This window comes from Rhodococcus sp. MS16, assembly GCF_013277795.1.
GTDB lineage: Bacteria > Actinomycetota > Actinomycetes > Mycobacteriales > Mycobacteriaceae > Rhodococcus_F > Rhodococcus_F globerula.
The window spans coordinates 925286-938050 of the sequence record NZ_VBTM01000005.1 but is presented as its reverse complement, the minus strand read 5'-3'; the positions used below and the strand labels follow the sequence as shown (position 1 = coordinate 938050).

The 12765-nt window shown below is 63.6% G+C and carries 11 protein-coding genes; 4 read left to right on the top strand and 7 right to left on the bottom strand.

Features of this window, described 5'->3' with window-relative positions:
- Positions 1–41: 41 nt before the first annotated feature.
- The 3 genes from FEZ60_RS17060 to FEZ60_RS17050 are packed head-to-tail and all read right to left on the bottom strand — an operon-like array spanning position 42 to position 3937.
- Positions 42–650 (bottom strand): class I SAM-dependent methyltransferase, encoded by a 609-nt coding sequence (locus FEZ60_RS17060; RefSeq protein ID WP_033231683.1) that lies wholly within the window; start codon positions 648–650, stop codon positions 42–44.
- A gap of 21 nt (positions 651–671) precedes the next feature.
- A complete protein-coding gene (locus FEZ60_RS17055) occupies positions 672–3128 on the bottom strand; it encodes an ABC transporter permease (protein ID WP_230590006.1) in 2457 nt (818 codons plus the stop codon).
- Between the two features lie 2 nt (positions 3129–3130).
- Complete coding sequence (locus FEZ60_RS17050) at positions 3131–3937, bottom strand: ABC transporter ATP-binding protein (RefSeq protein WP_172936564.1); 807 nt, start codon at positions 3935–3937, stop codon at positions 3131–3133.
- 109 nt (positions 3938–4046) lie between these two features.
- On the opposite strand from FEZ60_RS17050, the gene FEZ60_RS17045 reads away from it, so the two are divergent.
- From FEZ60_RS17045 to FEZ60_RS17035, 3 genes are all read left to right on the top strand, one after another.
- Positions 4047–5273: a sensor histidine kinase gene (locus FEZ60_RS17045; RefSeq protein ID WP_080711609.1), complete on the top strand. Its 1227-nt coding sequence runs from the start codon at positions 4047–4049 to the stop codon at positions 5271–5273.
- Entirely contained in the window at positions 5261–5902 is a 642-nt protein-coding gene (locus FEZ60_RS17040) for a response regulator transcription factor (protein WP_033231679.1), read from the top strand. The genes FEZ60_RS17045 and FEZ60_RS17040 overlap by 13 nt, the downstream gene beginning before the upstream one ends.
- Before the next feature lie 161 nt (positions 5903–6063).
- Positions 6064–7092, top strand: coding sequence for a beta-ketoacyl-ACP synthase III (locus tag FEZ60_RS17035; protein WP_033231678.1), 1029 nt, complete (start codon positions 6064–6066; stop codon positions 7090–7092).
- Positions 7093–7158: 66 nt separating this feature from the next.
- Here FEZ60_RS17035 and FEZ60_RS17030 read toward each other — a convergent pair whose 3' ends face one another.
- The 3 genes from FEZ60_RS17030 to FEZ60_RS17020 form a co-directional block, all read right to left on the bottom strand.
- Positions 7159–8313 (bottom strand): nucleotide pyrophosphatase/phosphodiesterase family protein, encoded by a 1155-nt coding sequence (locus FEZ60_RS17030; RefSeq protein WP_033231677.1) that lies wholly within the window; start codon positions 8311–8313, stop codon positions 7159–7161.
- Positions 8314–8442: 129 nt separating this feature from the next.
- The gene (locus tag FEZ60_RS17025) at positions 8443–9201 is read right to left on the bottom strand and encodes a VOC family protein (RefSeq protein WP_033231841.1); all 759 of its coding nucleotides are present in this window, start codon (positions 9199–9201) and stop codon (positions 8443–8445) included.
- Between the two features lie 47 nt (positions 9202–9248).
- Positions 9249–10403, bottom strand: a complete 1155-nt coding sequence (locus tag FEZ60_RS17020) for a M20 family metallopeptidase (protein WP_033231676.1) — start codon at positions 10401–10403, stop codon at positions 9249–9251.
- Between the two features lie 70 nt (positions 10404–10473).
- On the opposite strand from FEZ60_RS17020, the gene FEZ60_RS17015 reads away from it, so the two are divergent.
- Positions 10474–11484, top strand: coding sequence for an Lrp/AsnC family transcriptional regulator (locus FEZ60_RS17015; protein WP_045064579.1), 1011 nt, complete (start codon positions 10474–10476; stop codon positions 11482–11484).
- Here the strand turns inward: FEZ60_RS17015 and FEZ60_RS17010 are convergent.
- Entirely contained in the window at positions 11474–12418 is a 945-nt protein-coding gene (locus tag FEZ60_RS17010; RefSeq protein ID WP_172936563.1) for an alpha/beta hydrolase, read from the bottom strand. The genes FEZ60_RS17015 and FEZ60_RS17010 overlap by 11 nt on opposite strands.
- Positions 12419–12765 lie beyond the last annotated feature (347 nt).

The window sequence follows — 12765 nt, the reverse complement described above, 5'->3', positions numbered from 1 at the left end:
ATTACTCGTCGGTAACTTAATACATGTTACTAGTCGTTCTTTCAACTGCCAACATCGAATTTCCGTCCGATGACAAGTGCGTCGATCGCGATTCCCGTTTCGGTGTGTCTGTGCGGATTTCCGGCGATCTCGAAACTGAGCCGGTTTCCGAATTCTTCCATCAAATCCTCTGGCGTGTAGAGGATTTCGGGATCCTGTGGTCCGCCGACGCCGTAATCGACGTTGCTTCGGTCGTGACCCAAAATCATGAGGATTCCGTCAGGTTTCAGAGAATTTATGGCACGGTTCACAACCAACGTGCGCTGTGGTGCCGGCAGATGGAGGTACAGAACGAGCGCAAGATCGTAATTGTGGCCGTACTCGACCGTGGTGACGTCACCGCAGCGGTAGTCCAGTCGATCGACCACGGAGCGTGGGGATCGGGAGGCGATCGTGCGGGCCTTGTCGATCGCGACGGCCGAGTAGTCGATGCCGGTCACTTCCCAGCCTCGTGTTGCCAGCCACAACGCGTTGCGGCCCTCTCCGCAGGCCAGGTCCAATGCCTTGCCGTGGGGGAGGGCCGTCGCGTATTCCACCAGAAGCTCGTTCGGGGGAGCGCCCCAGACGAGTTCCGATCGTTCGTACTTCTTGTCCCAGTCGGCCGCGTCCATAAGTGACGACGGTAGTGGCACTCAGTTCTTGCGCAGTGCCGCCCGCGTCGGGACGGCGATCGACAGGAATCCCAAGGCGGCAGTGACGGCAACGATCGATCCGTAGACCGCCGGCGAGACGGTGGGTACCGGCGCGCCGGAGACGGCTATCGCGATCCCCACCAGCGGAGGTATGGCGATCAGCGTCCCGACCACAATGGCGATACCGACCACCATGACGGATTCGATCCGCATCATTGCGCGAACCTGACTGGTTCTGGCGCCCACGAGTTGCAGCAGGGCAAACTCTCGCGCGCGTTCCGCCGTGGCCGCGACCAAGGTGTTCACAACAGCGACAGCCAGATAACCGAGCAGAACCAGGACCGCGAGGATGCTCACCCAGGACTGCATCCGACGCTCGTCGGCGCCGGCGGCCCCGAACTGGTCCTGGTTCATTGCCGAGATAGAGGAGAAGGACTGCAGTGACTGCTGCACCTCATTGATGCGTCCAGGTTCGGCGCGCACCAGAACCGCGTCGATCAGCGCGTCGGTGGAGTGTGTCCGCAGCGTATCGACTGGCAGAGTGACGTCGCCGAAACCGAGTCCACGACCGTACTTCGCGACAACCAACGGATGTATCACCGTGCCGTCGCCGAGATGGAGATCGATGCGACCACCGACGCGGGCACCGAGGGCGAAGGCACCGTCGCTGCTCACGGCAACGGTGTCGTCGGTCAGATCGACCAAATCTCCCTCGATGACATCGAGGTCGAGAGTGGACGCGGCGTGAGCGGCGTCGATTCCTTGCGCGGAGATCGGGGTGACCGCTGCGCCGGCCTCGTCACCACTCGTCACCGGCAGGACCTGACTGCGGACGACGGGGTTGGCGGCGCTCACTCCCGGAATTGCCCTGACGGAATCGACGAGCGCGGGTGCGATGCCGGCCGGAGCGCCCACGATCAGATCTGCGGTCACTCCCTTGATCGACTGATCGGTTGCCTCCGCGGCGACGGTTGACTGGCTGAAGAACTGCACGGAGCCCAGGGCGATGGCCAGAGCGAGCGGCACGATGGCGGAGGAGAGCCGACGCGAGTGAGATTCGGCATTTGCGGCAGCCAGAACTCGCGGCGCTCGGGTGCTACGACGCAGTGGTCCGCCGACGGCCCGGATGATGGCGCGCACGAGCAGTGGGCCAAGCAAGGCGACGGAGAAGATCAGCAACAGCGCGCTGCTGCCCGCTCCGGCAGCTGCAGCCTCGCCGGGCAGGAACGCCGGGAGTGCGGACATACTCAGACCGAGGACGCCGAGCACGGCTCCGGTGACAATCCTGGGCCTACTCAATTCGGCTGGGCCGCGCTCGGATTCGCGCAGCGCCTCGGTAGGTTCGAGTTTTGCCGGGCGGCGGGCAGCCACCGCCGCTGCGCCCCGCGCGGTCAGAACGCAGATGACAAACGCGCTCAAAGCGGGAATCGGGCTGTATACCAAGGCAAAATCGGGAGGGATGACGCCGGCGCTCGCGAACTGTGCGCCCAGAACTTTCGCGAGCAGGAAGCCGGGGATCAGCCCGAGGGCGGCTGCGGCGGTAGCGACGAAGAGCACCTCGCGTCCGATCATCGTGTGAATCTGGCACGTGGTTGCGCCGATTGCGCGCAGCAGAGCAAATTCTCGACGGCGTGCGTTGATCGAGAGAGACAGCGTGCTGGACACGACAAACATGGCGACCATCAAAGCGAGACCCGCAAACGACGCGCAGAGCGCGATCAACTGGGTCCGCGCAGCACCGGCGTCGAGGAATTCGATGCCGCCACGCGCGGTGCCGGCCGAGATCTCAGCGTCGGTGCCGGACAGGGCCTCGCGGGCGAGAGCGGCCGCGTTCACGCCTTCGGGTGCGATCACACCGACGGCGGTGACCGAGCCGTGATGCGGCCACAACCGTTCGGCCTCCTGGTCTTCGAGGAAGACGAGTGCCGGACGGTCCGGTGATGCTTCCGAATCCGAATCGGCTGTGCCGACAACGGTGTACTCGTCCACTATCCCGCCGTGCGCCAGCGTGATTCGCTCACCGACGGCAGCGCCGGTGGTGGAGACAACTTCATTGCTGTTCTGCGGTGCGCGTCCTCCGGTCAGCGAATATGGTGCCAATTGCGCTGTACGCCAAGGATGTGCATCGAGTACGACGCCGTCGGCGGTGCTGACGGGGATGGAGATATCGGGAACGACGGTGGCATCGAGTGCATCGAGCTTGTGAACCACATCGCTATCGAGCAGAACCCGCTCGGCAAAGGGCTGATCGGCGTCTTCCTTGACCGCCAATGCCTGCGGCGCACTGACGACGGCATCGGCTCCGGCATACAGGTGCGGCGAGACTCCACCTCGCACTCCCGATTCCAGCAGAATGCCCAACGCGCAGGTGAGGAGGGCGGCGCAGAACACGGATACGAATACGGCGATGAAGCCGGAGCGATGTGCCTTCAGATGGGCAACGGTATGAGCTTTCACGGTCACCAGTCCCCGAGGTGCGTCATGCGCTCGGCGACCTGCGCCGGAGTGGGCCGGTCGATGTGCCCGACCAGTTTTCCGTCGGCCAGAAACAGCACTCGGTCGGCATACGACGCGGCAACGGGATCGTGGGTGACCATGACAACGGTCTGATCGAACTCGGCAGCGGTGTGGCGCAGAAGTTCCAAAACCTGCTTCGCGCTGCGTGAGTCGAGCGCGCCGGTGGGTTCGTCGGCAAAAAGCGCGTCGGGTCGAGTGGCGAGTGCTCGGGCGATGGCAACTCGTTGTTGTTGTCCGCCGGACAGTTCGGCGGGTGCGCGATTGCGCAACGCACCGAGTCCGACGGCCTCCAGAACGAAGGTCAGATAGTTTTTGTCGGCGGTGCGTCCGGCGAGGAGTAGGGGGAGTGTGACGTTCTGTTGCACGGTCAGCGCGCCGAGCAGGTTGTACGCCTGGAAGACAAAACCGACATGATCGCGTCGGAAGATGCTGCGGGCCTTCGGCTTCAGTCGTGACATGTCGGTGCCGCCCAGCCAGGTCGATCCGCTGGTCGGGCTGTCGAGACCGGCAGCGCAGTGCAGGAAGGTGCTCTTGCCGGAACCGGACGGGCCCATGACCGCGGTGAACGTGCTGCGGGGCAGGGTGAGGCTGACATTGTCGAGAGCAGTGACGCCGCCGCCCTTGCCGTAGACCTTGCCGTAGACCTTGCCGTAGACCTTGCCGTAGACCTTGCTGACTCCCTCGAGACGAACAGCCGCAGTGGTCGCCGTCGGTGCCGGGGGATTGAGGGCCGCGTGTCGATTCTTCATGAAATAGACGCTAGGGAGATTCGGCGCGTCCCGACATCCTGCAGAGTCCCGAATCAATGGTGTAGCCAGCTGTAGTGGATCTGCGCGGTGAGTGCGGCATGCTGGGACGGTGAAGCAGAGGTTTCGGGCAGTGCGCTACGTGCTTGTCGAGGGTTGCGCCGGCGTGGTGTCCCTGGCTTTGGTGATAGCGGGCATGGTCCTGCTCTCGCTGTCGGTGCTGATCGTGGGGTGGGCGCTGGTTCCGTCGTACGTGCGTGTGTTGCGGTGGTGGGCGGATCTTGCCCGTGCTCGTTCGGCTCGCTACTCGGGTTCTGCTGTTCCCCATCGCTATCCGCCCATGCCGACCAATCCGGGGATCGGGGATCTGCGTCGACTGCTCACCGAACGGTCGACGCGACGCGACGGTGGCTGGTTGGTGCTCCATGCGATGGGAGCACCCGTTGCCGGACTTCTCACCGTCGCGTTGCCACTGGGCGCGCTCAATACCTTTGCGGTTCCGTTCTATTGGCAGGCGATGCCCGCCGACGAGCCGGTGTCCAATCCTTATCCCGTGACGTCGTGGTGGGGCGCGGCCGGCATGCCCGTCATCGGTGCCCTGTATTTGTTGTTGGCGTGGTGGCTGATTCCGGCGATGGCGCGGTGGCTCGCTCTGTTGGCGTCGTCTCTCCTTGCGGATGATGCCCGGGCGGATTTGTCGCGGCGGGTGAGCGAATTGACCGCAAGTCGTGCGGCGGCGTTGGACGCACACTCGGCAGAACTCAAACGTATCGAGCGGGATCTGCATGACGGTGCCCAGAATCGTCTGGTGGCGGTGGTGATGATGCTGGGAATGGCCGAGCGGGCCCTGGCGAACAATCCGGATCAGGCGCTTCCGCAGGTGCATCGGGCACAGGCAGCGGCCACGGAAGCGCTGAGCGAGCTACGGGCGCTTGTTCACGACATCTACCCGCCGATTCTCGACGAACTCGGTCTGGACGGTGCGGTGTCCGCTCTTGCAGGACGTTCAACCGTGCCCTGTGTGCTCGAGATCGAGAACCTACGACGCGCTCCGGCCGCGGTGGAGGCCGCTGCCTACTTCGTGGTGGCCGAGGCGCTGACCAACGTCGCCAAACACAGTGGAGCACACGCCGTCACTGTGCGAGCGGCCACGAAATCCGATCCTGAGACCATGACAATCGATGTTCTCGACAACGGACACGGCGGCGCGAGCGAGCGCCTCGGGGGCGGTCTCGCCGGCATCAGGCGTCGGGTCGAAGCATTCGAGGGAACTGTGGTCCTGGACAGTCCGGCCGGTGGGCCGACAACGATGAGGGTGGAACTGCCGTGCGGATACTGATTGCCGAGGACGATGCTTTGCTGCGTGAGGGACTGGCGCTGCTGTTGCGCGGGGAGGGCTACGAGGTCGTCGCGGTGCCGGACGCGGACCAGTTCCTGTCGGTGTTCGAGGAAACGGCCCCAGACGCCGGTGTCCTGGACGTGCGGATGCCGCCCACGTTCACCAACGAGGGTCTGCGGGCAGCGATAGAGGTTCGCAAGGCACGGCCAGGCTTCCCCGTTCTGGTCCTCTCGGCGTACGTGGAGGACCGCTACGCCGGTGAGCTGCTCGCGGGTGGCGCCGGCGGTGTGGGATACCTCCTGAAGGAACGCGTCGGCAAGGTCGCCGAATTTGTCGACGCTCTCGAGCGGGTGATCGGCGGCGGAACCGTCATGGATCCCGAGGTGGTATCCCAACTGATGAGCCGTCGTCGCGCCGACGATCCCATTCGCGCACTCACCCCGCGGGAATCGGAAGTGCTCGGTTTAATGGCAGAAGGGTTGGGAAATCAGGAAATCGCGCAGAAACTGGTTGTCAGCGACACTGCTGTGAGCAAGCACATAGGAAATATCTTCGCGAAGCTCGGCCTGTCGACTTCCCAAAGCGGACATCGTCGGGTTCTAGCTGTTCTAGCCCATTTGCGGGCTTGACCGAACATCTGGACGGCGGACGCGCCGCAAGCGTAATGTGAGCCAGCCTCATGTTGTTGTCGTAACCTAACGGTGACCTGAGAGGCGTGGGCGTATGTCCGCTACGTAACGTGTGATCTCGGAAACGAGTCAAGCACCTGAAGCAACGAGGAGATCGATCAATGGGTAAGCCGATTGCCAGTGTGGCCGGAGGTCGGCAGTCCGTCCTTCTCGGGCTCGGCGTTCACCGCCCTGAGCGGGTTGTGACCAACGACGAGATCTGCGAGACGATCGATTCCACGGACGAGTGGATTCAGACCCGCACAGGCATCAAGTCGCGCCGCTTTGCCGGCGACGGCGAAGGCGTCGTCGCGATGTCTCTCGGTGCCGCACGTGGCGCCCTGGCTGCCAGTGGCATCGCTCCCGAGCAGATCGGCGCTGTCATCATCGCCACCTCCACCTACGACCTGCAGACGCCGCAGGCCGCATCGGTGATCGCTCACGAACTCGGTATGAACGGTCCGGCCGCATTCGACCTGGCTGCCGGCTGTGCCGGATTCAGCACCGCACTCGGTGTCGCCAACGACCTGATCCGCGGCGGAACTGCCGACTACGCACTTGTCGTCGGCGTCGACCGTATGAGTGACACCACCGAGCCGACCGACCGCAGTGTGCGCTTCATCTTCGGCGACGGCGCCGGCGCCGTCATCGTCGGTGTCAGTGACACCGTGGGAATCGGCCCCGTCGAGTGGGGTTCGGACGGAAGTCAGTCCGACGCCATCAAGCAGGAGCCGAGCTGGCTCGAGTTCATCGAGAAGCCCGAAGGCGCTCGGCCGTGGATCAAGATGGCCGGCACGGCCGTATTCCGTTGGGCTGCTTTCGAAATGGGCAAGGTTGCCACGCGCACGCTCGAGAAGTCGGGTCTGACCATCGATGACATCGACGCGTTTGTGCCGCACCAGGCCAACCAGCGCATCAACGAGGTCATCGCGCGCAGCATGAAGCTGCCCGAGGGATTCCCGGTCTCCAACGACATTGCCGAGACGGGCAACACGTCCGCAGCTTCGGTGCCGCTGGCCATGGAGCAGATGCTCCGCGACGGCCAGGTCAAGCCGGGCGACAAGGCCCTGTTGGTCGGCTTCGGTGCCGGACTGTCCTACGCCGGCCAGGTTGTCATCCTGCCGCCGCTCGGAACTGATCCGAACGCCTGATCTTCCTCACGGACGAGAGCCCGCGAACCGAACAGGTTCGCGGGCTCTCGTTATGTTTGGTTCGGCTCAGCGGGTCGGCGACGACAGTAGTGGGATCAGTAGTTCGTCCGGTGTGAGGGCGCCGTGCTGACCGGGCAGCCCGGCCAAGCCTGATTCCACCGAGCGGCGCACCACAGCAACATCGTCGGTGGCGATGGCGATGACGTCGCCGATTCGCCCGTGAAACGCGGAATGTACTGAGGGGCCGAATAATCCGGCGACAATGCCCTCGGCCCGTGTGCCGATCCACATCCGGTCGCCGAGTTCGGCTCGCCACCGCGCAGCCACGTCGGCTGCCGCACCTTCGCGGGTGTGGATGTGCCGGCAGCGTGGTTCGCCGGCGAGCGCGAGGACGTCTTTGGACAGGACCGGCGAGTTGTCGTAGTCGATCTTGTTCGCGTCGGTGATCTCGACCATTCCGTGGTCGGCGGTCACGATCAGAGTCACGTCCGGACCGAGAGCAGCGGCGAGTTGTTCGACAACACGATCGACCAGTGACAGTTGCTGGAGCCACGGCTCCGATTCAGGTCCGTACACATGCCCGAGGGCGTCGATCTCGCTGATATAGCAATACGTGAACGTGCGCTCCGCGGATTTTGCGACGGCAACCGTGCGAGCCACCAGATCGCCGTACGCCTGAATGCCGGCAAAAGCTGCCCCGCGCATGCCCGCGCGAGTAAGTCCGCTGCCGTCGAACTTGGACGGGACAACCGTCGTCACAGTGATGCCCGCGGCCTGCGCCCGGTCGAACGTCGTGGCTTCCGGTTGAAGAACCTCGGGGACGATCGAATCGGCGTACGACTCTTTTTTCCCGGTGGGATGCCATCCGAGCCAGTTGAACACCGCATCGGCTTCCTCGACGTACGACTGGTAGCCGGTAATGCCGTGCGCGCCCGACGGGAGGCCGGTTCCCAGGGACACGATGCTCGTGGCCGTCGTCGTGGGAAATCCGGCGCGGATGGGGGAGCCCACCCAAGAGTTCAAGTACGGAGCATGCTCGGCATTGCGCGCCAGGAGATTGGCTCCCATACCGTCGACCAGCAAGATCACCGTTCTCTTGCTGGGTGGCAGATTCAGTCGATTGGCCTCGCCGGCAACTCCCAGCGAGGCGAGAATTGACGGCGCAAGGGTCGACAGTGTCGGTTGTGAGTACACATCGAGGAGAGGTGCGGGGGCGGGCATCCCATGAGATTAGGCGGTGAACGCCGAAAACTGCATACCTTCTGGGCATGCGTTCAAATTGGGGGCGAAGCCCCCGTGCGCCTTTTTGGTAGTCGGCGCTACCGGAAAGGCGCACAGGGCCGCAGGCCCTCAGCCCACGATGGTCGAAATACGGAACGCCGCCCCTAGTGGATCTGCGACACCCGCCAGGCGTCCGAACGGGGTGTCCTCAGGGGCCGCGATGACGCTGCCACCGAACTCGACGACCTTTGCGACCGCGGCATCGGTGTCGTCGGCGCCGAAGTACACCTGCCAGAACGACGGCACCTCCGTCGGCAGGAACGAACTGGCATCCATGACGCCGGCAATCGCGGGGCCGCCCAGCTTGGCCTGTGAATAGCGGAACTCGTCCGTGTCACCCATCGACTCGAACTGCCAGCCGAACACATCCGCGTAGAACGGCAGAGCCGCCGTGTAATTCTTCGACATCGTCTCGTGCCATACCGGAGCGCCGGGAACTCCGACCACACCGAATCCCTCATGCTGATCGGGCTGCCAGATTCCGATCACCGCACCGGCCGGATCGCCGACAATCGCCATGCTCCCCTGATCGCCGACCTGCATGGACGGCATCATGATCGTGCCGCCGGCAGCCTCCGCTTTGGCGGCCGAGGCAGCCGCGTCGGAGGACGAGATATAGGTGGTCCAGATGTTGCCGTACGGATTGCCCTCCTGCTGGGGGCCGAGACCGGCAATGGGCTGCCCGTCCTTGCTGAAGATGGCGTATCCGCCGTACTGCGGATCGTCGTTGCCGTCGACCTGCCAGCCGAACACGTTGGTGTAGAAGTTCTTCGCGACCTCGGTGTCCGAACTGGTGAGGTCGATCCAACAGGGAGTTCCGTCGAGCATGAGTTCCTCCTGGGCGTCGTTGTGGTGGTTGACGCTACCGAAAAGACTCACGGGGCGGCAGGTCCTTCAAGGAGCCGGGCACGCACCTCCGCATCCGTTGCACAGTCGATCGCCGTCCACGCCAGTCCCAGCGCGCCGTCCAGGACGGCTTTGTCGCCGGTCTCGGAGCGGCAGTACGCAGTGAACTCGGGCTGGTGATTGCCGGCGCCGTTGCATTCGATTCCGATGATGGGATGGATGGTGGGGATGCGGTGCGAGACATTGCCCATGTCCGTCGATCCGGCTGCCGGACCGTTGTAATCGAAGAACGTGCGACCGAGAGCCTCGAGGTTCTCCTGGTAGAGAACGCTCAACTGCTGATCCCACCGTGACTCCGCGTACGCGGGCGACGGTGACGTCATCGCGATGTCGCAACCCGTCGCGATGGCACCGGCGGTGAAGCACTGCTCCACCTTGGGCTGGGCTGCCTCGACGCCGCCCAGCGTTTCGGCTCGGACGGCGTACGTCCCGTGTGAACTACCGGGAATGACATTGGGTGCGACACCGGCGTCGCTGACGTAGCCGTGAACTTGAACGTCCTTCGGAAGATGCTGTCGCAGTAAACCGATGCTCACCTGGGCGACGGTGAACGCGTCGGCCGCGTTGACGGCGCCGACGGCAAACGACGCGTGCGAGGACACTCCGGTGTACTCGACGTCGAGGTGCGAGATGGCAAGCATGTTGGGGGCGCGCAGGTCTCCCGCGCCGGGGTGCACCATCATGGCGCAGTGCAGTGAATCGAAGATGCCCTCCTCGAGCATGACGACCTTTCCGCCGCCACCCTCTTCGGCGGGAGTTCCGAAGACGGCCACGGTGATTCCCAATTCGTCGGCCAACGGTGCGAGGAGCAATCCCGCGGTCACAGCGGCAGAGGCGATGATGTTGTGCCCGCAGGCATGTCCGATGTCCGGGAGCGCGTCGTACTCGGCAAACAGTCCGATCACGAGTTCGCCGTTGCCGTACGTAGCGGCGAGTGCGGTCGGGAGTCCGGCAACACCGCGCTCGACCGCAAAACCGGCACCCTCGAGCATGTCCGCGACGGCGGCCGACGCGTTGTATTCGGCAAACGCGAGTTCGGGATCTTCATGGATCTGGTGACTCAGTGCCAGTGCGGCATCGGAGATGGTGTCGAGGTGCTTGGCCGCGCGATCTTTTGTCGTCATCGTCTGAGACTGCGTTCGCGCTGGGATCTGCGGACCAAAATGCAGTATTTGTGTACTAATTTATCTCTTCATGCAGGATTCGATAGTTTTGGACGAGATCGATCTGCGAATCGTCCACGCGATGCAGGTACAGCCGCGCGCACCGTGGGCGTTGATCGGCAGCGTTGTCGGGGTTGATCCGGTGACCGCTGCGCGTCGGTGGAGATCTCTCACCGACTCGGGCACTGCCTGGATAGCGGCGTACCCGGCTGCCGACGCGGGATCGGTGTTGGCATTCCTCGACATCCGGTGCGAACCTCGATCACGCAAACGGATCGTCGACGAACTCGTGGCGCACGCGCATGTGATGAGCGTGAACGTTCACTCGGGTGGTTGCGCAGTCATGGCGGAAGCGTTGTTTGTCGGCACAGATGCGCTGGCTCGATACGTACTCGACGATCTGCAACTTCAGGACGGGGTGACCGACGTCGTGGTGCATCCTGTCACCAGGGTATTCACCGAGGGAAGCCGTTGGCGGCTGGGCACTCTCGAACCGTCCGGTGTTCGGACGCTGCGTGAATCAGGGGTGGCACCACCGCCACTCGGCCGCCGACATCCGTTGGACCGGGCAACGGTCGCCGTGATCGACGTTCTCGGACGCAGACCGCGCGTGTCGGTGACCGAACTGGCTCATGAACTCGAGATCAGCACCTCGACGGCTCGTCGACGGCTGGGTCGCGCCCTGTCGCAGCACACTCTGTTGCGTTGTGAATTGGCGAGATTCGCGACGGGGCGGCCGATCCGGGTACTGTTCACGGCTCGGATTCCAGTGCTCGATGCGGAGCGTGCGGCGCGAATCCTACGGGCCCGGACGGAGATTCGTCTTGTTGCCGCCGTTGCCGGATCGAACAACCTCTTCTTTGCCGGGTGGTTTCGCGCACTGCCTGACCTCGCGGCACTCGAAGCGGACTTGGCTGCCCGGGCGCCGACGCTCGAAGTGGTGGACCGGCGAGTTGTTCTGGACACGCCAAAACTGATGGGGCACTTGCTCGATCGGGACGGCCGATCCATGGGTGTGGTTCCGGTGAGTGTCAGGTCGTGATCAGGCTCGTGTGCGAGAGCCAGGCCAGGACATGACGGTTGAACTCGTCGGGTAATTCCAGCTGGGGAGTGTGCCCGGTGTCGCCGAGGATGATCGTGGTCCAGTGCGGATGTGCTGCGGCGGCAGATCGTGCCGCCGCTACCGAGACGAGGCGATCGCGCTCGCCGTGCAGCAGGAGGGTGGGAGCACTGATGTCGCGCAATGCTTTTCGATACTTCTGTGGACGGGCCAACACGGTGAGCAGTGATCGTGCGGCTTGTAGGAACTCTGCGTCCTGAGTGGCAAAGCCACGCCGGATCTTCGACAGGGCCGCGCCTGCTGCAACCACCTCGGAGTCGGCGCGGGTGGGGTCCACGAAGCAGAGGTTGGTCATCTGCGTGGCCAACTGCTCGTCCGTCATCGTCCGTCGGCCAAGGCTCATTGCCTGTTCCCCCACATAGGGCAGCGCGTACACGAGGAATTGGGCAGCGATAACGGGGTCGGGGATCCGAATCGGTAGCGGCAGTGCCGGGTCGACCAATACCAGGCCGGCCACCGAATCAGGGCGGGCGGCGGTAGCGAGGGCAGATACCATTCCGCCCATCGAGTTGCCGAACAGAATTACCGGTTTTCCGACAACCGTGTCGATAAACCGGTTCAGGAGTGCGGCATTTGCCTGAATGTGTGTAGTGCGACCGTGAGCCTGGGTGAGGCCGAAGCCAGGCAGATCCACCGCGTAGACACGGGCGTGATTCGCCAGGGTCGGCGCCACCCGGACCCAGTTCAAATGCGAGCCGCCAAGTCCGTGGACCAGGACGATCGGTGTCGAGTCTTCCGGTCCACCGAAGTCTACCCAGTGCATGTCCCCGTCGAGATCGGCGATGTTGCTGATTCCGCCCCACGGGGCACTGAGCGCAGTGTCGACGGCTTCCACGGCGGAACGGGGCGAAGTCATCCCTCCAGAATGCCCTGTATTTGTTGATCGTGTGAGTACCCTGTGCCGTCGATCACGCAGTGTGTTGTAGCGGCGCCGAACGCCACTGGTCTATTGGACTGTGGCAGAAACGGTTTCGCAGTTGTCCGGTTTGCCCGATCTCATTCGGGTGCTTGTCACCGCAGACACACCGTCCGGCATACTGGCAGCCATGTGGTGGATGGTCGGGTTAATCATTCTGACTGTTCTGAGCCTGTCGTCCGCTTTGGTGGCATTTGTATTTCACCGATCAACGGCTGAGGACAGGACATTGCTGGGTGATCGTAGTAAAAGCACAGTCGAACGGCCCTGAATCGGTAATCGATCCA